General features: G+C 73.1%; 21 protein-coding genes, 1 pseudogene and 1 riboswitch. Of the genes and pseudogenes, 21 read left to right on the top strand and 1 reads right to left on the bottom strand.

Annotated elements, in window-relative coordinates; genetic code table 11:
• Positions 1 to 113: 113 nt before the first annotated feature.
• From A6Q81_RS11495 to A6Q81_RS11435, 14 genes are all read left to right on the top strand, one after another.
• On the top strand, positions 114 to 2,942 hold the full coding sequence (locus tag A6Q81_RS11495; protein ID WP_502692816.1) for an aconitate hydratase: 2,829 nt from the start codon (positions 114 to 116) through the stop codon (positions 2,940 to 2,942).
• A 140-nt stretch (positions 2,943 to 3,082) separates the two neighbouring features.
• Complete coding sequence (locus A6Q81_RS11490) at positions 3,083 to 5,080, top strand: primosomal protein N' family DNA-binding protein (protein WP_286690521.1); 1,998 nt, start codon at positions 3,083 to 3,085, stop codon at positions 5,078 to 5,080.
• 85 nt (positions 5,081 to 5,165) lie between these two features.
• On the top strand, positions 5,166 to 6,089 hold the full coding sequence (gene fmt, locus A6Q81_RS11485; protein ID WP_286690520.1) for a methionyl-tRNA formyltransferase: 924 nt from the start codon (positions 5,166 to 5,168) through the stop codon (positions 6,087 to 6,089).
• Positions 6,086 to 7,357, top strand: a complete 1,272-nt coding sequence (locus tag A6Q81_RS11480) for an RsmB/NOP family class I SAM-dependent RNA methyltransferase (RefSeq protein ID WP_286690519.1) — start codon at positions 6,086 to 6,088, stop codon at positions 7,355 to 7,357. The genes fmt and A6Q81_RS11480 overlap by 4 nt, the downstream gene beginning before the upstream one ends.
• A gap of 54 nt (positions 7,358 to 7,411) precedes the next feature.
• The gene (gene rpe, locus A6Q81_RS11475; protein ID WP_286690518.1) at positions 7,412 to 8,077 is read left to right on the top strand and encodes a ribulose-phosphate 3-epimerase; all 666 of its coding nucleotides are present in this window, start codon (positions 7,412 to 7,414) and stop codon (positions 8,075 to 8,077) included.
• 100 nt (positions 8,078 to 8,177) lie between these two features.
• Positions 8,178 to 8,305, top strand: a riboswitch (FMN riboswitch).
• A gap of 81 nt (positions 8,306 to 8,386) precedes the next feature.
• Positions 8,387 to 9,424 carry a bifunctional diaminohydroxyphosphoribosylaminopyrimidine deaminase/5-amino-6-(5-phosphoribosylamino)uracil reductase RibD gene (gene ribD, locus A6Q81_RS11470; RefSeq protein ID WP_286690517.1) on the top strand — a complete coding sequence of 346 codons (1,038 nt, stop codon included), beginning with the start codon at positions 8,387 to 8,389 and terminating at the stop codon, positions 9,422 to 9,424.
• A complete protein-coding gene (locus A6Q81_RS11465; protein ID WP_286690516.1) occupies positions 9,424 to 10,050 on the top strand; it encodes a riboflavin synthase in 627 nt (208 codons plus the stop codon). The genes ribD and A6Q81_RS11465 overlap by 1 nt, the downstream gene beginning before the upstream one ends.
• On the top strand, positions 10,047 to 10,652 hold the full coding sequence (gene ribB / locus A6Q81_RS17280) for a 3,4-dihydroxy-2-butanone-4-phosphate synthase (protein WP_353681418.1): 606 nt from the start codon (positions 10,047 to 10,049) through the stop codon (positions 10,650 to 10,652). Before A6Q81_RS11465 ends, ribB begins: the two co-directional genes overlap by 4 nt.
• The gene (gene ribA, locus A6Q81_RS17275) at positions 10,567 to 11,175 is read left to right on the top strand and encodes a GTP cyclohydrolase II (protein ID WP_353681419.1); all 609 of its coding nucleotides are present in this window, start codon (positions 10,567 to 10,569) and stop codon (positions 11,173 to 11,175) included. The genes ribB and ribA overlap by 86 nt, the downstream gene beginning before the upstream one ends.
• Positions 11,176 to 11,655, top strand: coding sequence for a 6,7-dimethyl-8-ribityllumazine synthase (gene ribH, locus A6Q81_RS11455; protein ID WP_067857170.1), 480 nt, complete (start codon positions 11,176 to 11,178; stop codon positions 11,653 to 11,655). It begins immediately after the preceding gene.
• A 7-nt stretch (positions 11,656 to 11,662) separates the two neighbouring features.
• On the top strand, positions 11,663 to 11,926 hold the full coding sequence (locus tag A6Q81_RS11450; protein WP_067857173.1) for a phosphoribosyl-ATP diphosphatase: 264 nt from the start codon (positions 11,663 to 11,665) through the stop codon (positions 11,924 to 11,926).
• A 91-nt stretch (positions 11,927 to 12,017) separates the two neighbouring features.
• Positions 12,018 to 12,863 carry an ATP phosphoribosyltransferase gene (gene hisG, locus A6Q81_RS11445; protein WP_286690515.1) on the top strand — a complete coding sequence of 282 codons (846 nt, stop codon included), beginning with the start codon at positions 12,018 to 12,020 and terminating at the stop codon, positions 12,861 to 12,863.
• On the top strand, positions 12,860 to 13,276 hold the full coding sequence (locus A6Q81_RS11440; protein ID WP_286690514.1) for a PH domain-containing protein: 417 nt from the start codon (positions 12,860 to 12,862) through the stop codon (positions 13,274 to 13,276). Before hisG ends, A6Q81_RS11440 begins: the two co-directional genes overlap by 4 nt.
• On the top strand, positions 13,273 to 13,758 hold the full coding sequence (locus tag A6Q81_RS11435; RefSeq protein ID WP_286690513.1) for an SseB family protein: 486 nt from the start codon (positions 13,273 to 13,275) through the stop codon (positions 13,756 to 13,758). Before A6Q81_RS11440 ends, A6Q81_RS11435 begins: the two co-directional genes overlap by 4 nt.
• Before the next feature lie 228 nt (positions 13,759 to 13,986).
• Here the strand turns inward: A6Q81_RS11435 and A6Q81_RS11430 are convergent, their stop codons facing one another.
• Positions 13,987 to 15,006 (bottom strand): GNAT family N-acetyltransferase, encoded by a 1,020-nt coding sequence (locus A6Q81_RS11430; RefSeq protein WP_286690512.1) that lies wholly within the window; start codon positions 15,004 to 15,006, stop codon positions 13,987 to 13,989.
• A gap of 275 nt (positions 15,007 to 15,281) precedes the next feature.
• On the opposite strand from A6Q81_RS11430, the gene infC reads away from it, so the two are divergent.
• The 7 genes and pseudogenes from infC to A6Q81_RS11395 all read left to right on the top strand — a co-directional run.
• Positions 15,282 to 16,010 carry a translation initiation factor IF-3 gene (gene infC / locus A6Q81_RS11425; protein WP_253024694.1) on the top strand — a complete coding sequence of 243 codons (729 nt, stop codon included), beginning with the start codon at positions 15,282 to 15,284 and terminating at the stop codon, positions 16,008 to 16,010.
• 1 nt (position 16,011) lies between these two features.
• Complete coding sequence (rpmI, locus tag A6Q81_RS11420; protein ID WP_067857189.1) at positions 16,012 to 16,206, top strand: 50S ribosomal protein L35; 195 nt, start codon at positions 16,012 to 16,014, stop codon at positions 16,204 to 16,206.
• 27 nt (positions 16,207 to 16,233) lie between these two features.
• Positions 16,234 to 16,626, top strand: a complete 393-nt coding sequence (gene rplT, locus A6Q81_RS11415) for a 50S ribosomal protein L20 (protein WP_055970368.1) — start codon at positions 16,234 to 16,236, stop codon at positions 16,624 to 16,626.
• 20 nt (positions 16,627 to 16,646) lie between these two features.
• A complete protein-coding gene (locus tag A6Q81_RS11410; RefSeq protein ID WP_286690511.1) occupies positions 16,647 to 17,471 on the top strand; it encodes a TrmH family RNA methyltransferase in 825 nt (274 codons plus the stop codon).
• Positions 17,468 to 18,196: a 3-keto-5-aminohexanoate cleavage protein gene (locus tag A6Q81_RS11405; protein WP_202967721.1), complete on the top strand. Its 729-nt coding sequence runs from the start codon at positions 17,468 to 17,470 to the stop codon at positions 18,194 to 18,196. Before A6Q81_RS11410 ends, A6Q81_RS11405 begins: the two co-directional genes overlap by 4 nt.
• 24 nt (positions 18,197 to 18,220) lie before the next feature.
• On the top strand, positions 18,221 to 19,249 hold the full coding sequence (locus A6Q81_RS11400; RefSeq protein ID WP_067857197.1) for a sensor histidine kinase: 1,029 nt from the start codon (positions 18,221 to 18,223) through the stop codon (positions 19,247 to 19,249).
• Between the two features lie 64 nt (positions 19,250 to 19,313).
• Positions 19,314 to 19,669 (top strand): annotated as a pseudogene (locus A6Q81_RS11395) (phenylalanine--tRNA ligase subunit alpha); the annotation flags it as partial.

The following is a 19,669-nucleotide window of genomic DNA, read 5'->3' as shown; positions in this document are numbered from 1 at the left end:
GACATCAAGAGACTTTCCCGGCCGGACACCCTCGCGGTGCACGTGTCGCGGCAGCTGGCAGGGCGTCAGGTAAGGCGCACCTGACCTGGCAGCCCGGCGGTCCGGTCGGCAGGATGGAACCCGACGCGAAGGAGACACCCATGGTCGACAGCTTCAACGCCGAGCAGACGCTCGAGGTGGACGGCACCAGCTACACGTACTTCAAGCTTGACGCGGTGCAGGGTGACGGCCTCGACGTCACCACGCTCCCGTTCAGCCTGAAGGTCCTGCTCGAGGCGCTCCTGCGCACCGAGGACGGGGCCGACATCACCGCCGACGACATCAAGGCGATCGCCGCCTGGGACCCGTCGAGCGAGCCCGACCAGGAGATCCAGTTCACGCCCGCGCGCGTGATCATGCAGGACTTCACCGGCGTCCCCTGCGTCGTCGACCTCGCCACCATGCGCGAGGCCATGGTCGACCTCGGCGGCGACCCGTCCAAGATCAACCCGCTCGCACCCGCCGAGATGGTCATCGACCACTCCGTGATCGCCGACGTCTTCGGCACGCCCGAGGCCTTCGAGCGCAACGTCGAGATCGAGTACGAGCGCAACGGCGAGCGCTACAAGTTCCTGCGCTGGGGCCAGGGCGCGTTCGACAACTTCAAGGTCGTCCCGCCCGGAACCGGCATCGTGCACCAGGTCAACATCGAGCACCTCGCGCGCGTCGTGTTCGACAAGGACGGCACGGTCTACCCCGACTCCTGCGTCGGCACCGACTCCCACACCACCATGGTCAACGGCCTCGGCGTCGTCGGCTGGGGCGTGGGCGGCATCGAGGCCGAGGCCGCGATGCTCGGCCAGCCGATCAGCATGCTCATCCCGCGCGTCGTCGGCTTCAAGCTCCACGGCGAGCTGCCCGAGGGCGCCACGGCGACCGACCTCGTGCTCACGATCACCGAGATGCTGCGCGACCACGGCGTCGTCGGCAAGTTCGTCGAGTTCTACGGCTCCGGCGTCGGCGCCGTCCCGCTGGCCAACCGCGCCACGATCGGCAACATGAGCCCCGAGTACGGCTCCACCATCGCGGTCTTCCCGATCGACGAGGAGACCACGAAGTACCTCGAGCTGACCGGCCGCAGCGCCGAGCAGGTCGCGCTCGTCGAGGCCTACGCCAAGGCCCAGGGCCTGTGGCACGACCCCGACCACGAGCCGCGCTACTCCGAGTACCTCGAGCTCGACCTCTCGACGGTCGTCCCCTCGATCGCCGGCCCGAAGCGTCCCCAGGACCGCGTCGAGCTCGCGTCGGCCAAGGAGGGCTTCCGCGGCGCGCTCAACGCGTACGTCGAGGAGGAGGCCGAGACCACCACGGGCAAGTACGACGAGGCGCTCGAGGAGTCGTTCCCCGCCTCCGACCCGCCGGCCTCGGACGCCGAGGGCACCACGCCCTCGCGCGACTACCTCTCGTGCGTCCCCGCCGACGGCGGTCGCCCGAGCAACCCGATCGAGGTCACGCTCGACGGCCAGACGTTCACCCTCGACCACGGCGCCGTCACCATCGCCGCGATCACGTCGTGCACGAACACGTCGAACCCGTCGGTCATGATCGGCGCGGCGCTGCTCGCGAAGAAGGCCGTCGAGAAGGGCCTGACGCGCAAGCCGTGGGTCAAGACGACGCTGGCGCCCGGGTCGAAGGTCGTCTCGGACTACTACGACCGCTCCGGCCTCACGCCCTACCTCGACAAGCTGGGCTTCAACCTCGTCGGCTACGGCTGCACGACCTGCATCGGCAACTCCGGTCCGCTCATCCCCGAGGTGAGCGCCGCCGTCAACGAGAACGACCTCGCCGTCGTCTCGGTGCTGTCGGGCAACCGCAACTTCGAGGGCCGCATCAACCCGGACATCAAGATGAACTACCTGGCGTCGCCGCCGCTGGTGGTCGCCTACGCCATCGCCGGCTCGATGGACGTCGACATCACGACGGAGCCGCTCGGTGAGGACACCGACGGCAACCCGGTGTACCTGAAGGACATCTGGCCGTCCCCGGCCGAGGTCGAGGACGTCATCGCCTCCTCGATCACGAGCGACACGTTCGGCAAGGAGTACGCCGACGTCTTCGCGGGCGACGAGCGCTGGCAGAACCTGCCGACGCCCGAGGGCGACACGTTCGCCTGGGACGAGGACTCCACGTACGCCCGCAAGGCGCCGTACTTCGACGGCATGGGCCTGGAGCCGGAGCCGGTCACCGACATCGAGGGCGCTCGCGTGCTCCTCAAGCTCGGCGATTCGGTGACGACCGACCACATCAGCCCGGCCGGTGCCATCAAGAAGGACAGCCCCGCGGGCAAGTACCTGATGGAGAAGGGCGTCGAGCCGCGTGACTTCAACTCCCTCGGCTCGCGCCGCGGCAACCACGAGGTCATGATCCGCGGCACGTTCGCGAACATCCGCCTGCGCAACCAGATCGCCCCGGGCACCGAGGGTGGCTTCACACGCGACTTCACGGCCGGGGGAGAGGTCACGACCGTCTTCGACGCGTCGCAGAACTACCAGGCCGCCGGCGTGCCGCTGGTGGTGCTGTCGGGCAAGGAGTACGGCTCCGGCTCGTCGCGCGACTGGGCGGCCAAGGGCACGGCGCTGCTGGGCGTGAAGGTCGTCATCGCGGAGTCCTACGAGCGCATCCACCGCTCGAACCTCATCGGCATGGGCGTCCTCCCGCTGCAGTTCCCGCAGGGCGAGAACGCCGAGTCGCTGGGCCTCACGGGCGAGGAGACCTTCTCGGTCAACGGTGTCACCGAGCTCAACGAGGGCCGCACGCCGAAGACGGTCAAGGTCGTCGCCACGCAGGAGGGCGGCGAGACCGTCGAGTTCGACGCGGTCGTCCGCATCGACACCCCCGGCGAGGCGAACTACTACCGCAACGGCGGCATCATGCCGTACGTGCTGCGCAGCCTGCTGGACTGAGCGGTCGGCCTCCGGGCCGCCGCGCCACGACGAGACGCCGTCCCCGGTCGGGGGCGGCGTCTCGTCCGTCGTGGGTGAGCCCGTGCGTGGGGCCGTGGTGGGGCGGTCGTGTCGTCGGAGCCGGCTGGTAGACAGTGCGCGTGACCACCAGCGACCAGCTCGAGCTCCTCGCGCTGCCGCCGTCGCCCCCACCGACGACCCAGCCGGCAGCAGCCGAGGAGCCTGGTCGTGAGGCGGAACCCGTGCTGGTCGCGCGGGTCGCGGTCGACACGCCGCTGCCGCACCTCGACCGGCTCTTCGACTACGCCGTGCCCGCCGACCTGGACCCGCAGCCCGTGCCCGGCTGCCGGGTCAAGGTGCGCTTCGCCGGACGGCTCACCGACGGGTTCGTGGTCGGCCTCGGCGGCGCCTCGGCGCACGAGGGTCGGCTCGCCCCGCTGTCCAAGGTCGTGTCGGCGGAGCCGGTGCTGAGCCCGGAGGTGCTCGGCCTGGCCCGAGAGGTCGCCGACCGCTGGGCGGGCACGCTGTCCGACGTGCTGCGCCTGGCCGTCCCGCCGCGTCAGGCACGGGTCGAGGCCCGTCCGTCGGTCCCCGCGTCCGAGGGCCCCCTGCCCCACGTCGACGGCGAGGCCTGGCACCTGTGGCCCGACGGCCCCGATCTCCTCGCCTCGCTCGAGTCCGGGGGAGCGCCGCGCGTCGTGTGGGAGGCGCTCCCGCTGCGCGACCCGGCGGTCGCCGTCGCGGAGGCGGTGCTGGCCACGCTGCGCTCCGGTCGCGGCAGCGTGGTGTGCGTCCCCGACGCCCGCGACCTCGACCACTGGGACACCGTGCTCCGCTCCGTCCTCGGGGAGGGACGCCACGTCGTGCTGTCGTCCGCACAGAAGCCCGCCGAGCGCTACCGGGCGTTCCTGGCCGTCGCGCGGGGCGAGGTGTCGGTGGTGCTGGGCACCCGTGCCGCGGCGTTCGCGCCCGTGCGGCAGCTGGGGCTGGTGGCGCTCTGGGACGACGGCGACGACCTCTACGTCGAGCCCCGCGCCCCGTACCTGCACACCCGCGAGGTGCTGCTCACCCGCGCGGTCCGGGAGGACACGGCCCTGCTGCTGGCGGGCTACGCGCGCACGGCGGAGGGCCAGTCGCTCGTCGCGTCGGGCTGGTCGAGGTCGGTCCAGGCCGAGGCGGTCACCCGGCGCCGCGCCTGGCCACGGCTCGCCGTCACCGACGGCAGCGTCGCCGGTGGTGCGCCCGCCCGGCTCCCGCACGAGGTGTTCGCCGCGGTCCGGCGCGCCGACGGGCCGGTGCTCGTGCAGGTGCCGCGCCGGGGATACCGCACGTCGCTCGCCTGCCAGGACTGCCGGACCCCGGCCCGGTGCACCACGTGCGAGGGCCCGCTCGCCCAGTCCGGTCGTGACGCCCTGCCCACCTGCCGCTGGTGCGGGACCGCCGACCCGAGCTGGACCTGCCGCGCCTGCGGGTCGCACCGGCTCCGCGCACCCGTCGTCGGCCAGCTGCGGACCGCCGAGGAGTACGCCGCGGCGTTCCCGGGCCGCGAGGTCGTCACCTCCGGCGGTGCCGACGTGCTCGCGGTCGCGCCCGAGGGCGACGTGCTGGTGCTGGCCACGCCCGGCGCCGAGCCGCGGGTGGCCGGGGGCTACGCGCTCGTCGTGCTGATGGACACCTGGCTGGCGCTGGGCCGCGACGACCTCCGTGTGCTCGAGGAGGCGCACCGCCGCTGGTTCAACGCCCTCGCCCTGGCGCGGGAGCGCGCCGACGCCGTGGCGGTCGGCGACCCGGCGCTCCTGCAGGGACTCGTGCGTGCCGACCCCGCCGGCCTCGCCGAGCGTGAGCTCGCCGAGCGCGCGGAGGCGCACCTGCCTCCTGTCGCGCGCGTGGCCGTGGTCGAGGGTCCGGCCGCCGACGTGACGCCGCTCGTCTCCGCACGGTGGACGCCCTCCACCGAGGTGCTCGGCCCGGTGCCGACCTCCACGCGCCCGGGCGAGCCGGTGCACGAGCGCCTGGTGCTGCGGGCGCCCCGCCGTGAGGGTCCGGCCCTCGCCGCCGCGCTGAAGGACGTGCAGGCGGCCCGCTCGGCGGCCAAGCAGCCGCCGCTGCGCGTGCGCGTCGACCCGCACGCCTTCTGAGTCCTCGCACCATCACCTGGCACCAGCACGCAGCAGCACCACGCGGGGCGGGGCCGGTCGCGGCGAGCACCTAGACTCGGCCGACGTGAGGATCGTGTTCGCAGGTACCCCCGAGACCGCCCTGCCGTCCCTGGAGGCGCTGGTCGGGAGCCGGCACGACGTCGCCGCGGTCGTGACCCGCCCCGACGCGCGCCGAGGTCGCGGTCGGACCCTGCACCCCTCGCCGGTCGCCGCGCGCGCGGCGGAGCTCGGCATCGAGGTGCTCAAGCCCGAGCGTGCCGACGACCCGGCGTTCCTCGACCGGCTCCGCGAGATCGGTCCGGCCTGCTGCCCGATCGTCGCCTACGGCGCGCTGCTCAAGCGCGAGGCGCTCGACGTGCCGGAGTACGGCTGGCTCAACCTGCACTTCTCGGCCCTGCCGGCCTGGCGTGGTGCCGCGCCGGTGCAGCGCTCGATCATGGCCGGCGACGAGGTCACGGGCGCCACGGTCTTCAGCCTCGTCGAGGCGCTCGACGCCGGACCGGTGCTGGGCACGATCACCGAGCGGATCCGCGACGACGACACCGCCGGCACCCTGCTGGAGCGGCTCGCCCACGAGGGCGCGCGGCTCCTCGTCGACGCGCTCGACCACGTCGAGGACGGCGACATCGGCGCCGTGGCGCAGCCCGAGGACGGCGTCACCTACGCCCCGAAGCTCACGACCGACGACGCGCACGTCGACTGGAGCCGTCCGGCCTTCGCGGTGGACCGGCAGGTGCGCGGGTGCACGCCCGCACCCGGCGCGTGGACGCTGCTCGACGGGCAGCGCGTGAAGCTCGGACCGGTCACCCCGACGACCGACGACACGCTGCGCCCGGCGGAGGTCCAGGCCGGCCGGCGCGAGGTCCGCGTGGGCACCGCCACGACCGACGTCGTGCTCGGCACGGTGCAGCCCACCGGCAAGAAGCCGATGGCTGCGGCCGACTGGGCGCGCGGCACGACGATCGAGCCGGGCACGGTGCTCGCATGAGCGACCCGTCGCGCGGCGTCGCCTACGACGTGCTGCGCGCCGCCGACGAGCGCGACGCCTACGTCAACCTGCTCCTGCCGCAGCTCCTGCGCGAACGAGGCATCGTCGGACGCGACGCGGCGTTCGCCACCGAGCTCGTGCACGGGACGCTGCGCCTGCGCGGCACGTACGACGCGGTGCTCGACTCGCTGGTGGGCCGCCCGCTCGACCCGGAGGTGCGCGACGTGCTGCGTCTCGGCGCGCACCAGGCGTTGTCCATGCGCGTCCCGTCGCACGCGGCGGTCTCCACGAGCGTGAGCCTCGTCCGGCGCGTGGTCGGCCACAAGCCGGCCGGGCTCGTGAACGCGGTCCTGCGCAAGGTCGCGGCCGACGACCTCGACACGTGGGTCGAGCGGCTCACCCAGGACCTCGAGCCGGACGACGCCCTGGCGGTCCGCCGGTCGCACCCGACGTGGGTCGTCCGCGGGCTGCGGTCGGCCCTGCGCGCGGTCGACGCCGCCGACGAGCTCGACGCGCTGCTCGAGGCCGACAACCGTCCGCCGAAGGTGACGCTCGTGGCCCGCCCCGGCCTCGTCGACCCTGCCGACCTGCCGGGCACGCCCGGCCAGGTGTCGCCCTATGCCCGTGTCCTCGACGCCGGCGATCCCGGCGACGTCGCCGCTGTCCGCGACGGTCGCGCGGGCGTGCAGGACGAGGGATCGCAGATGGTGGCCCTCACCGTGGCCGAGGTTGCCCTCGAGGGGTCCGACGCTCGCTGGCTCGACCTGTGCGCCGGCCCGGGCGGCAAGGCCGCGCTCCTGGGTGCCCTGGCCGCGCAGCGCGGCGCCCACCTCGTCGCCAACGAGGTGCAGCCGCACCGCGCGGAGCTCGTCCGGCGTGGGCTGCGGGCCCTCCCCGACGTCGAGGTCACCGTCCACGACGGACGTGAGGGGCCCTGGGAGCCCGGCTCCTTCGACCGTGTCCTCGTCGACGCGCCCTGCACGGGCCTCGGTGCGCTGCGCCGGCGCCCGGAGTCGCGCTGGCGTCGGACGCCGGAGGACCTTGCCTCGCTCGTGCCGCTGCAGCGCGCGCTGCTGCGCCGCGCGGTCGACCTCACGCGTCCGGGTGGGCTCGTGGGCTACGCGACCTGCTCCCCGCTCGTCGACGAGACGCTCGAGGTCGTCGAGTCGGTCGGGCCCGGCGTGGCGGAGCTCGTCGGCGTCCACCGGTGGTGGCCGCACCGCGACGGCACCGACGCCATGTTCCTCGCCCTCCTGCGCCGTCGCTGAGCGGAGCCCCGACCACGCGCCGAGGGTCTCGGACCCGCCACTACGCTGTCGGCCATGGCCATCCAGATCACGCCGAGCCTGCTGAACGCCGACTTCGCGAACCTCGCGGGGGAGGCCGCTCGCATCCCGACGGCGGACTGGCTGCACATGGACGTCATGGACAACCACTTCGTGCCGAACCTGACGCTCGGCGCGCCCGTCATCGAGGCGCTGAGCAAGGCGGCCCAGCAGCCGATCGACGCCCACCTGATGATCGCCGACCCCGACCGGTGGGCCCCGGCGTTCGCCGAGGCAGGGGCGGGGAGCATCACCTTCCACGTCGAGGCCGCGGCGGCGCCGGTGCGGCTGGCCCGCGAGATTCGCGCCCAGGGTGCGCGGGCGTCCATGGCGCTCAAGCCGGCGACGCCGATCGAGCCCTACGCCGAGCTGCTGCCCGAGCTCGACATGGTCCTCGTGATGACGGTGGAGCCCGGGTTCGGCGGCCAGAAGTTCCTCGACCTCTGCCTGCCGAAGATCCGGCGCACCCGCGAGCTGATCGCCGCGAGCGGCGGCGAGGTCTGGCTGCAGGTCGACGGCGGCGTCTCCGTGGAGACCATCGAGCGGTGCGCCGAGGCCGGCGCCGACACGTTCGTCGCCGGCTCGGCAGTCTTTGGCGCGGACGACCCGGGCGCCATGGTGGAGACCCTGCGCGAGCTCGCCACCAGCGCCTGCGCGCACTGAGCCCCGCGACGGCCGCCCGGACGGTGCGACGCGTCCGTAGCGTGGGACGTCGCAGCGGCTGCGACACGCCCGGCTAGACTGTCGCCGAACGAGCAACAGCTCGCGTGTTCCGGGGTCGGTGCAAGTCCGAACCGGCGGTGACAGTCCGCGACCCGCACCTCTCGGGGTGAGGTTGAACCGGTGGAACTCCGGTACCGACGGTGAAAGTCCGGATGAGAGGAAACACGCGGGGTCTGGGGCCGAGGTCCGTCCTGGACCCTGGCGTCGGACCCGTCGACCCCGGTGCGGCGAGCCCGACCGGAGGACGAGATGGCGAGCGACACCGAGCTGCAGGCGATGCGCACGGCCCTCGAGGCCGCCCGATCCACCGCGCGGACGCTCCCGAACCCCCGCGTCGGCTGCGTGCTCCTCGCCCCGTCGGGCGAGGTCCTCGCCGTGGGTGCGCACCACGGCGCCGGGACAGCCCACGCCGAGGTCGACGCGCTGCAGCAGGCCGGCGACGAGGCCCGCGGTGCCACGGCCGTGGTCACCCTCGAGCCCTGCGCCCACACCGGACGCACCGGCCCCTGCGTCGACGCGCTGCTGGCGGCAGGGGTCGCGCGGGTGGTGCACGGTCAGTCCGACCCGAACCCCGAGGCTGCGGGCGGCGCCGAGCGGCTGCGCGCGGCCGGTGTCGACGTCGAGGGCGGTGTCCTCGCCGAGGACGCCGCGGCGCTCAACGTCGAGTGGACCTTCGCCGTCACGCACGGACGTCCGTTCGTGACCTGGAAGTACGCGGCCACGATGGACGGCCTCAGCGCTGCCCCGGACGGCTCGAGCAAGTGGATCACCTCGACCGCGGCCCGCCGCGACGTCCAGCGCTTCCGCGCGGAGGCCGACGCGATCATGGCGGGCACCGGCGCGGTGCTGGCCGACGACCCACGCCTGACGGTGCGCGACGCCGACGACCTGCCGCTGCCCTACGCGCAGCAGCCGTTGCGCGTGGTCGTGGGGGAGTCGCGCATCCCCTCCTACTACCGCGTCTTCGACCGGGTGGCGCCCACGCTGCTCGTGCAGACGCGTGAGCCCGACGAGGTGCTGTCCAAGATGGTCGAGAACGGCGTCCGGCACGTGTGGCTGGAGGGCGGGCCCCGCCTCGCGGGCGGCTTCTGGAACGCCGGGCTGGTCGATCGCGTCATCGGCTACATCGCCCCGGCGATGCTGGGCTCGGGACGAGCCGCGCTGGAGGGCGAGGCCGCCACGCTGGCCGACCTACGGCCGATCGACCTCGACGACGTCACGCGGATCGGACCCGACATCCGCATCATCGGCACGCCCGGGCGTGCCCCGCGGGAGGAGATGCCCTGATGTTCACCGGACTCGTGGAGGAGAAGGGCGTCGTGACGGCCGTGGAGCCGCTGGGCGACTCCGTGCGGCTGTCGGTGCGCGGGCCCGTGGTCACGGCCGACGCGACCCACGGCGCGTCGATCTCCGTCAACGGCTGCTGCCTCACCGTGATGGCGCAGGAGGCGGACGTCTTCAGCGCCGACGTGATGGCCGAGTCGCTCGACAAGACCTCCCTGGGCGACCTCGCGCCCGGGGCCGAGGTCAACCTCGAGCGCGCGATGGCGGCGGGCGGGCGCATGGGCGGCCACGTGGTGCAGGGTCACGTCGACGGCACGGGCGCCCTGATCGACCGCACCCCGAGCGAGCACTGGGAGGTGCTGCGCTTCTCGCTGCCCGACGACCTCGCGCGCTACCTCGTGCCGAAGGGCTCGATCACGGTCCAGGGCGTCTCGCTCACGGTCGTCGAGGTCACCGACCCCCGGGATCCCGCTCCCTGGTTCTCGGTGTCCCTCATCCCCACCACCCTCGCGGACACGACCCTCGGCACCCTCGCCCCCGGCGACCGGGTGAACCTCGAGGTCGACGTCCTCGCCAAGTACGTGGAGCGGCTGCTCGCCGCCCGCCTCCCGAAGGAGAACCCCGCATGAGCACCTACTCCGACGCCGACGGCGACACCGTCCGGCTCGACAGCATCGAACGGGCGATCGCCGACATCCGCGACGGCAAGGCCGTCGTCGTGGTCGACGACCCGGGTCGCGAGAACGAGGGCGACATCATCTTCGCGGCGAGCAAGGCGACGCCGGAGCTGATGGGCTTCCTCATCCGGCACTCCAGCGGCTACGTGTGCGCCCCGGCGCCGGGTGCGGTGCTGGACCGGCTGGGCATCCCGCTCATGACGCCGCACAACCGCGAGCTGATGCGCACCGCGTACACGATCTCGATCGACGCGCGCGACGGCATCACCACCGGCATCTCCGCGGCCGACCGGGCGCGCACGGTGCGTGTGCTCGCGGACTCGGCGACCGAGTCGTTCGAGCTCGTCATGCCGGGCCACGTGCTGCCGCTGCGCGCGAAGGACGGCGGCGTGCTGGCCCGCGCCGGGCACACGGAGGCCGCGGTCGACCTCACCCGCCTGGCGGGCCTCACGGCTCGCGGAGACGTCGCTGCCGACGGAGTTCGGCTCCTTCCGGGCGCTGGGCTACCGCGACCGCATCGACGGCGCGGAGCACGTCGCGCTCGTGCACGGTGACGTCGACGCGGCGGCTGCCGGGGGAGCGGGCGTGCTGGTGCGGCTGCACTCCGAGTGCCTCACCGGTGACGTGTTCGGCTCGCGGCGCTGCGACTGCGGCCCGCAGCTGCAGGCGTCGATGGCGGCGATCAAGGCCGAGGGTGCCGGCGTCGTCGTCTACCTGCGGGGGCACGAGGGCCGGGGGATCGGCCTGCTGCACAAGCTGCAGGCGTACGCGCTGCAGGACGCCGGCAGCGACACGGTCGACGCCAACCTCGCGCTGGGCTTCGGCGAGGACGAGCGCGACTATGCCGCCGGGGCGCAGATGCTGCGCGACCTCGGCCTGCGCTCGGTGCGGCTGCTGACCAACAACCCCGACAAGGCCACGCAGCTCGAGGCCTACGGCGTCAAGGTGCCCGAGCGCGTGCCGATCCAGATCGAGCCGACCCCCGAGAACATCCAGTACCTGCGCACGAAGGCCGAGCGCATGGGTCACGACCTGCCCGGGCTCGGCCTCGGCGACACCACCACGGAAGGCGAGTAGATGAGCGGACACGGAGCGCCCACCCTCCAGGTCGAGGCGGCGGGAGCGCGCGTCGCGATCGTCGCGTCGAGCTGGCACGACCAGGTCATGGACGGTCTGGTGGCGGGTGCCGAGCGCGCCCTGGCCGACGCCGGCGTCACCGACGTGACGCTGCTGCGGGCGGCCGGGTCGTTCGAGCTGCCCCTCGTGTCGCAGGGCTGCGCGGCTGCCGGCTTCGACGCGGTCGTGGCCCTCGGCGTGATCATCCGCGGCGGCACCCCGCACTTCGAGTACGTGTCGGCCGCGGCCACCGACGGCCTCGCTCGGGTCGCGCTCGACACGGGCGTGCCCGTGGGCTTCGGGCTGCTGACGTGCGACACCGAGGAGCAGGCGCTCGACCGCGCCGGGCTCGAGGGCAGCGCCGAGGACAAGGGCCGGGAGGCCGCAGAGGCCGCTCTGTCGACCTGGGCGACCCTCCGCGGTCTCGCGTCCCTAGACTGAGGTCACCATGAAGACCTTCGAGGACCTGTTCGCCGAGCTCGCTGCCAAGGCGCAGGCCCGGCCCGAGGGCTCGCGCACCGTGGCCGAGCTCGACGCCGGCGTGCACGCCATCGGCAAGAAGCTCGTCGAGGAGGCCGCCGAGTCGTGGATGGCCGCCGAGCACGAGGGCCGCGAGCGGACCGCCGAGGAGCTCAGCCAGCTGCTGTACCACGCGCAGGTGATGATGATCGCCGCCGGCATCACGCTCGACGACGTCTACGCGCATCTGTGACGACAGCGGAGCCTGACCTCCTGGGCCGCGCCGCTGTCGTCGACGGCAGCCGACTGCCGGGCCCGCCCCCCATCGTCAGAAGGACCCCACCATGCTGAGAGTGGCCGTGCCCAACAAGGGCGCCCTGTCCGAGGCCGCCAGCCAGATCCTCGCCGAGGCCGGGTACCGGCAGCGGCGCAACGCGAAGGACCTCGTCCTCGTCGACGCCGAGAACGACGTCGAGTTCTTCTACCTCCGCCCGCGCGACATCGCCGTGTACGTGGGGGAGGGGACGCTCGACGTCGGCATCACCGGCCGCGACCTCCTGCTCGACTCCGCCGCCTCGGCGGCGGAGCAGGTCGGGCTCGGCTTCGGCCGGTCGACCTTCCGCTTCGCCGCCCCCACGGGCACGATGCGGACCATCGACGAGCTCGAGGGCAAGCGCATCGCCACGTCCTACCCCGTGATCGTCCAGGACTACCTGCGCGGACGCGGTGTCAGCGCCTCGGTCGTGCGCCTGGACGGCGCGGTCGAGTCGTCGATCCGGCTCGGGGTCGCCGACGCCATCGCCGACGTCGTCGAGACGGGCAGCACCCTGCGCCAGGCCGACCTCGCCGTCTTCGGCGACCCGATCCTGTCGTCGGAGGCCGTGCTGATCACCCGCGCTGGCGCCGAGGAGCCCGCCGGCTACGAGGTGTTCAAGCGTCGCCTCGACAGCGTCCTCGTCGCCCGCACCTACGTGATGATGGACTACGACATCCGGGTCGAGCACGTGGAGCGCGCCGTCGAGCTGACGCCTGGCATCGAGTCACCGACGGTGTCGCCGCTTCATCGCGAGGGGTGGGTCGCCGTGCGCTCGATGGTGCCGCGCGACGCCGCCCAGAAGATCATGGACAGCCTCTACGGGCTCGGCGCCCGCGGCATCCTCGTCACGGACATCCTCGCGTGCCGGGTGTGAGCACGACCTACCGCCCGGGCGGCACCCGGTACGTCGCGTACGGGTCGTGCGTGGCGCTCGTGGCGATGAGCGTGGCCGTCACGCTGGCGCTGCCGGCGGACATCCGCGCGCAGGTGACCCTGTCGCAGGCGCTCACGCTGTACGGCTCGATCGCCGTGTTCCTCGTGATCCTGCACGGCATCGGCCGCAGCCGGGTGACGGTGGACGACGACGAGCTCGAGGTCGTCAACGGCTTCCGCACGCACCACGTGCCGTGGTCGCGGGTCCGTGGCTTCGCGTTCGGCGAGGGTGCCCCGTGGCCGACGCTGGTGACCGTCGACGACGAGCGGCTCATGCTGTTCGCGCTGCAGGGGTCCAGCGGCCACGGTCGGGTGCGGGACGCGGTCGACGACCTCGTGCGGCGCGTCCCGTGACCGGTCGATCGCTCGCCGAGCCGGCCTTCCCCGACGACGACGGCCGGCTCGACCCGCGCCTCGGCGCGGTGCTCGGCGACACCACGGCGGTGCTCTCGCTGCTCGGCCAGGTGCGGGTGTTCGTCCCGATCGTGGCCAGCCTCGGCGAGGCGAGCCGCGCGGCCGGGCCGGAGGCGCTCGTGTCGGGCGACAAGGACGCCGACATGGCGGCGGTGCTCATGACCGGCCGCGACGGCCGCCAGGCACTGCTCACCTTCACCAGCCTCGACGCGATGGCGCGCTGGAACCCGCAGGCACGTCCGGTGCCCGTGTGGGGACAAGCGGCCGCCGTCGCGGCCCTCTCCGAGGGTGCCGCCGCGATCCTGCTCGACCTCGGCTCGCCGCACTTCCAGGTGGTCGAGACCGACGACCTGCGCCACCTCGCCGCCGGCGACCGGCTCGTCGCCACCGACGCCGGCCACGCCTGGGTCACGGGGAGCTGACGGGCGTCGACCTGTGGTCACGCTGCGGTCGGTCTTCTGGAGAGCCTCGACCGGGCGGGTGGGAGGTAGATAGCACGCGTATCCCTGGGCCCGGAGGTAGGTGACGCTCGGAATGAGGGGCTCATCCCGAGCGTCACCTACCTCCACCCCCGCAGCAAGCGCGCGCCACCTACCTCCCACACACCGGGCCCGGCCACAGCCCGGCGACCTGGCCCGACCACCGCGCCCTCAGGCCGTCTCGACCGCCCGCACCCCGGACAGCGGGACGGTGACGTGCACGGCGGCGTCGTGACGTTCCACGCGGGCGACGAAGCCAGCGGCTCCGACAGCCCGGAGCAAGGTGTCGTTGGAGCCCGCAGAGACGAACGTGAGCCGCTCGGCACCGTCGGACTTCGCGTGCCGGGCGGCCTGCTTGACGAGCAGGGTGCCGAAGCCGCGACCCTGCCAGGCGTCCTCGACGAGCAGCTGGAAGACGTGGTCGTCGGGACGGCCCTCCAGCACGCCCCGCTCGAGGACGCCGTGACCCACGAGGTCGAGCCCGACCTGCACGACCAGGGCGATCCCGTGCTCGGGCGTCACGAGGCGGCGCGCCATGCGCGTCGTCATCGGCATCCGCAGAGGCACCTGGTAGCGCGTGTAGAGCGTGTCGACGCTGCACCGCTCGTGCAGGGCCGACACGGCCTCGATGTCAGCGAGGCCGGCCACCCGCACCAGCGGGACGGGGTGACGCGGCGACGGTGCGATGAGCGGGACGTCGACCCCCGCGTCGCTGACCAGCGACAGCAGCGCCTGGGCCCGCGCACGCTCGACCGCCGTGAACGGCACCGCACGGCTGACCCTGAGCGTCGAGCCGTTGCGACGTCGCAGGTCGAGCACGTCGTGCCCGGCGTAGTCGGCGACGTCGGGCGGGGCGATGGCGAGCAGCTCGCCCAGCACCTCCTCGACGTCGCGACCTCCCTCCAGCACCTCGTGCACGGCGTCCAGGTAGCGGGTCGGCGCGTCGAGGTGCGCATCACCGTCGGCCCGCGTCACCGACACCTCGGCGCCGCCCGCCTCGGTGAACAGCCCTGCGAGCGCCAGCTCCGTCAGGCCGTCGTCGCCCTCCACGACGAACTCGTCGGTCACCGTCGGCCGGGTCGAGAAGACCTGCATCGCGACGATGTTCACGTCCGCGTCGCCGCACGCCTGCGCCACCCGACCGAGCAGTCCCGGCCTGTCCGGGAACGTCGCCCGCACCCTCCACCTCATGTCCGCACCTCCTGGTGCCAGGATGGCGCTGCGCTGTTGCTCGTCCGCGTCCGCCGTGTTTCGCCGCGATGACGCCGGACGTTGCCGTCCTCCAGCGCGCCGTTTTCGTTCCTCGGGGCACGCCTGCTATCCTGGTCAAGAAGTGGAGGCCCACCTCCCACCTGCTCGGTCCGCGGATCGAGGGGTACCTCGGCCGGTACGCCCGGTCGAGCGACGCCGTCCGGTACGCGCCGGCGGCGTGCATCGGTGGCCTCCGTCCTGAGGGACGGGGGCCATTGTCGTGGGCCTCCTGGACACAGACCACAGGAGGATCCATCAGCACAGAGCTGCGCGTCAACGACCGCATCCGCGTTCCCGAGGTCCGTCTCGTCGGACCCGGAGGCGAGCAGGTCGGCATCGTGCGCATCGAGGACGCCCTGCGCCTCGCCGCCGAGTCCGACCTCGACCTCGTGGAGGTCGCCCCGACGGCCCGCCCCCCGGTGTGCCGCCTCATGGACTACGGCAAGTTCAAGTACGAGGCCGCCCAGAAGGCACGCGAGTCACGACGCAACCAGACGAACACCATCATCAAGGAGATGAAGCTCCGCCCCAAGATCGACCAGCACGACTACGACACCAAGAAGGGTCACGTCGTGCGGTTCCTGAAGGCGGGCGACAAGGTCAAGATCACGATCATGTTCCGCGGTCGTGAGCAGCACCGTCCCGAGCTCGGGTACCGGCTGCTCCAGAAGCTGGGCGAGGACGTGTCGGACCTGGGAGTCGTCGAGGCGCACCCGCGCCAGGACGGCCGCAACATGACGATGGTGCTCGCACCGCTGAAGAAGAAGTCCGAGGCCCAGGCCGAGGTCGCCGCCGAGAAGGCGAAGACCACGGCTGAGCGGACCGCGGAGCGCGAGGCCGAGGCAGCCGCCGAGAAGGCGCGCCGCGAGGCCCAGCAGAAGACCGCGACGCCCAAGAAGGCCCGGCGTCGCTCCGAGAACCTCGACCCAGACATGGAGGCATGAGATGCCGAAGTTCAAGCCCCACTCGGGCATGAAGAAGCGCGTGAAGCTCACCGGCAAGGGCAAGCTGCGCCGCGAGCAGACGAACCGTCGTCACCTCTTGGAGTACAAGTCCAGCACGCGGACCCGTCGCCTCGCCGGCACGACCGACGTGTCGAAGGCGGACACCAAGAAGGTCAAGAAGCTGCTCGGTCTCTGACCGCACCCCACCCGAAGGAGAACCGACATGGCACGCGTCAAGCGTTCCGTCAACGCGCAGAAGAAGCGCCGCGAGACCCTCGAGCGGGCGTCCGGCTACCGTGGCCAGCGCTCGCGTCTGTACCGCAAGGCCAAGGAGCAGGTCACTCACTCCCTGGTCTACAACTACCGTGACCGCAAGGCCAAGAAGGGCGACTTCCGTCGTCTCTGGATCCAGCGCATCAACGCTGCGGTCCGCGCCGAGGGCCTCACCTACAACCGCTTCATCCAGGGCCTCAAGGCCGCGGGTGTCGAGGTCGACCGCAAGATGCTGGCCGAGCTGGCCGTCAACGAGCCCGCGGCGTTCAGCGCGCTCGTCCAGGTCGCGAAGGACAACCTTCCGGCCGACGTGAACGCGCCCAAGGAAGACGCGACGGCCTGACCGCCTTCGCCTCCACGCCCGTGGCGAGCCCCGAGCCGACCCTGACCACCCGTACCGGGCGGGTCAGACGTGCTCGACGGCTCGCCACGCGGCGTTTCCGGGCCGAGACCGGCCAGTTCCTGGCCGAGGGCCCGCAGGCCGTCCGCGAGGCGCTCGCCCTGACGGGCGTCACGCACGAGGTCTTCGCCACCGCTGCGGCCACCGAGCGTCACGCCGCGCTGCACGACGCCGCACTCGACGGTGAGGTGCCGTGGAGCGTCGTCGACGACGACGTGCTGGCCGAGATCGCCGACGCCACCACCCCGCAGGGCGTGGTCGCGGTCTGCGACACCGTCGTGCGGAGTCTCGACGCGCTGCCCGCCACACCCCGGCTCGTCGTGGTCTGCCACGACATGCGCGACCCCGGCAACGCCGGAGCGGTGCTGCGCTGCGCCGACGCCGCGGGGGCCGACGCCGTCGTGCTGTCGGCCGACAGCGTCGACCCCACGAACCCGAAGGCCGTCCGCGCCAGCGCCGGCAGCCTGTTCCACCTGCCGGTGGTGGTCGAGCGCGACCACGACCTGGTCCTCGCCGCCCTCCGCGAGCGCGGCCTGCAGGTGCTCGCGACCGACGGCGAGGCCGACCTCGACCTCTTCGAGGCCGAGCGCGCGACGTCGCCCGTCGACCTCGCCGCACCCACCGCCTGGGTCATGGGCAACGAGGCACAGGGCCTGTCGGCGCAGGTGCGCGACGCGGCCGACCTGGCTGTGGCGGTGCCGATCCTCGGACAGGCGGAGAGCCTCAACCTCGCCACCGCGGCCGCGGTGTGTCTCTACGCCAGTGCCCGGGCGCAGGGGGCACGATGAGCAGCGTGCAGCAGGTGATCCTCCAGGCGTGCCTCAACGGCTCGCGCGACGTCGACGAGCACCCCGCCGTCCCGGTGACGGCGTCCGCGTGCGCCGAGGACGCCCGCGCCGCGGTCGAGGCCGGGGCGCAGGACCTCCACGTGCACCCACGCACCGACGACGGTCGCGACAGCCTCGCGCCGGCCGACGTCGCGCGGTGGGTCGAGGCGGTGCGCGAGGCCGTGGACGTCCCGGTCGGCGTCACCACCGGGGCGTGGGCCTGGACCGGTGGAGGCACGCCCATCCGCGCCGTCGGTGCCTGGACGACGCTGCCCGACCACGCGTCGGTGAACTGGCACGAGCGTGGCGCCACCGACCTCGCGACGGCCCTCCACGAGCGAGGCGTGGCCGTGAACGCCGGGCTCTGGACCGAGGACGCCGCGCAGGCGTGGCTCGACTCCTCGTGGCCCGAGCGGACCGCGCTCGTCCTGCTCGAGCTCGCCGACGCACCCGATCAGGAGGAGACGGCGGAGCGTCTGCTCGAGCTCGTCCGCCCGACGGGTCTGCCCGTGCTGCTGCACGGCGAGGGCCGCTCGACGTGGCCGGTCCTCGAGCTCGCCGTGGCCCACGGCGTGTCGACGCGGATCGGGCTCGAGGACGTCGTCGAGGGACCCGACGGCGAGGCCGTCGACGACAACGCCGCCCTCGTGCGGATCGCGGTGGGCCGGGGTGCTCGTCGCGTCTAGTCCTTTGGTACTAGATTCCTCGCCATGGACCTCGACGACTTCCCGGACGGCGTGGTCATCGCCGGGGCCGACGGTGTCGTCGAGTACGTCAACGAACGCATCGAGCGGATGGCGCGCGCGGCGCCCGGGGAGATGCTCGGCATGCACCTGTCCGACGCGATGCCCTTCGACGACCTGAACGGCAACAGCTGGTACGACTCGACCCGCCCGTACGACGGTCTCAACATCCGCAACCGGTTGTCGGAGCAGTCCTGGTACTCCCCGCGCGGGAGCGAGTACCTCGTGACCGCGCGCCTGGTGCGGGACCGTCCCGGCGGCGCCGTCGTGCGCGTCGTCGCGAGCGTGCGCAACGCGAAGGTGCGCAACCAGCGCGACCGCGAGCGCTCCGACCTCGTCGCCACCGTCGCCCACGAGCTGCGCTCGCCGCTCACCGGCATCAAGGGGTTCACGTCGACCCTGCTGTCGAAGTGGGACCGCTTCTCCGAGGAGCAGCGCCAGTTCATGCTCGAGACCGTCGACTCCGACGCCGACCGGCTCAGCCGACTCATCACCGAGCTGCTCGACGCGGCTCGCATCGACGCCGGTCGACTGACCCTGCGGCGCGGACCGGTCAAGCTCGACGAGGTCGCGCGCGGCGTCCTGCGCAACATCTCCGCCGGCGGCGACCCGTTCGCGCTCGAGTCGCGCGGCGAGCCGTACCTCGTCTGGGGCGACGCCGACCGCATGACGCAGGTCGTCACCAACCTCGTCGAGAACGCGCTGCGGCACGGTCACGGTCTGCGCCGTGTCGTCGTCGAGCACCTGCCCGACGCCGGGGGAGCGGTCCTGGAGATCCACGACCAGGGACCCGGCATCCCCGAGGAGATGCGTCAGCGCGTGTTCAGCCGCTTCTGGCGCGCCGGCCCCGGAGCGGGCAGCGGTCTCGGCATGTACATCGTGCGCGGCATCGTCGAGCAGCACGGCGGCCGGATCGACATCGACGACGCCGAGGAGGGTGGCGCGCTGCTGCGCATCTGGGTGCCCGTCAACGAGCCCGACGCGCTCACCGACTGAGCTTCCACGCCGTCGCACGACCGACCGGTGCCGGGGCGTCCGCGCCGCTCACTAGACTGCTCGGGTGTCCGCCCCGAACTCCGACTACGACCCCAAGCAGGTCGCCGCGCTGGGCGAGGACGAGGTCGCGCAGGCGCGCGACGCCGCCCTCGCCGCCATCGAGGCCGCCGACTCGCTCGACGCGCTGAAGGCCGTGCGCATCGCCCACACCGGCGACCGCTCGCCGCTTGCGCTCGCCAACCGGGAGATCGGCGCGCTGCCCCCGCAGGCGCGCAAGGACGCCGGGAAGCGGATCGGCCAGGCCCGCGGCGCGGTCAACCAGGCGCTCGCCGCACGGGGGGCCGCGCTGGAGGCGCTGGAGGAGGAGCGTCGTCTCGTCGAGGAGACGGTCGACGTCCCGCTGCCGACCGACCGCGAGCC

Origin of the sequence: Aeromicrobium sp. REDSEA-S38_B2 (genome assembly GCF_001628525.1) — a bacterium.
Lineage (GTDB): Bacteria > Actinomycetota > Actinomycetes > Propionibacteriales > Nocardioidaceae > Aeromicrobium > Aeromicrobium erythreum.
The sequence above is the reverse complement of the archived record's forward strand: the minus strand, read 5'-3'. Positions and strand labels throughout refer to the sequence as shown.

What these genes read in the sequence shown, in the direction of transcription:
- A6Q81_RS11495 (WP_502692816.1), top strand. Translation starts at nt 114, where the DNA reads ATGGAACCCGACGCGAAGGAGACACCCATGGTCGACAGCTTCAACGCC.
- A6Q81_RS11480 (WP_286690519.1), top strand. Translation starts at nt 6,086, where the DNA reads ATGAGCGACCCGTCGCGCGGCGTCGCCTACGACGTGCTGCGCGCCGCC.
- rpe (WP_286690518.1), top strand. Translation starts at nt 7,412, where the DNA reads ATGGCCATCCAGATCACGCCGAGCCTGCTGAACGCCGACTTCGCGAAC.
- ribD (WP_286690517.1), top strand. Translation starts at nt 8,387, where the DNA reads ATGGCGAGCGACACCGAGCTGCAGGCGATGCGCACGGCCCTCGAGGCC.
- A6Q81_RS11465 (WP_286690516.1), top strand. Translation starts at nt 9,424, where the DNA reads ATGTTCACCGGACTCGTGGAGGAGAAGGGCGTCGTGACGGCCGTGGAG.
- ribB (WP_353681418.1), top strand. Translation starts at nt 10,047, where the DNA reads ATGAGCACCTACTCCGACGCCGACGGCGACACCGTCCGGCTCGACAGC.
- ribH (WP_067857170.1), top strand. Translation starts at nt 11,176, where the DNA reads ATGAGCGGACACGGAGCGCCCACCCTCCAGGTCGAGGCGGCGGGAGCG.
- A6Q81_RS11450 (WP_067857173.1), top strand. Translation starts at nt 11,663, where the DNA reads ATGAAGACCTTCGAGGACCTGTTCGCCGAGCTCGCTGCCAAGGCGCAG.
- hisG (WP_286690515.1), top strand. Translation starts at nt 12,018, where the DNA reads ATGCTGAGAGTGGCCGTGCCCAACAAGGGCGCCCTGTCCGAGGCCGCC.
- A6Q81_RS11430 (WP_286690512.1), bottom strand. Translation starts at nt 15,006, where the DNA reads ATGAGGTGGAGGGTGCGGGCGACGTTCCCGGACAGGCCGGGACTGCTC.
- rpmI (WP_067857189.1), top strand. Translation starts at nt 16,012, where the DNA reads ATGCCGAAGTTCAAGCCCCACTCGGGCATGAAGAAGCGCGTGAAGCTC.
- rplT (WP_055970368.1), top strand. Translation starts at nt 16,234, where the DNA reads ATGGCACGCGTCAAGCGTTCCGTCAACGCGCAGAAGAAGCGCCGCGAG.
- A6Q81_RS11405 (WP_202967721.1), top strand. Translation starts at nt 17,468, where the DNA reads ATGAGCAGCGTGCAGCAGGTGATCCTCCAGGCGTGCCTCAACGGCTCG.
- A6Q81_RS11400 (WP_067857197.1), top strand. Translation starts at nt 18,221, where the DNA reads ATGGACCTCGACGACTTCCCGGACGGCGTGGTCATCGCCGGGGCCGAC.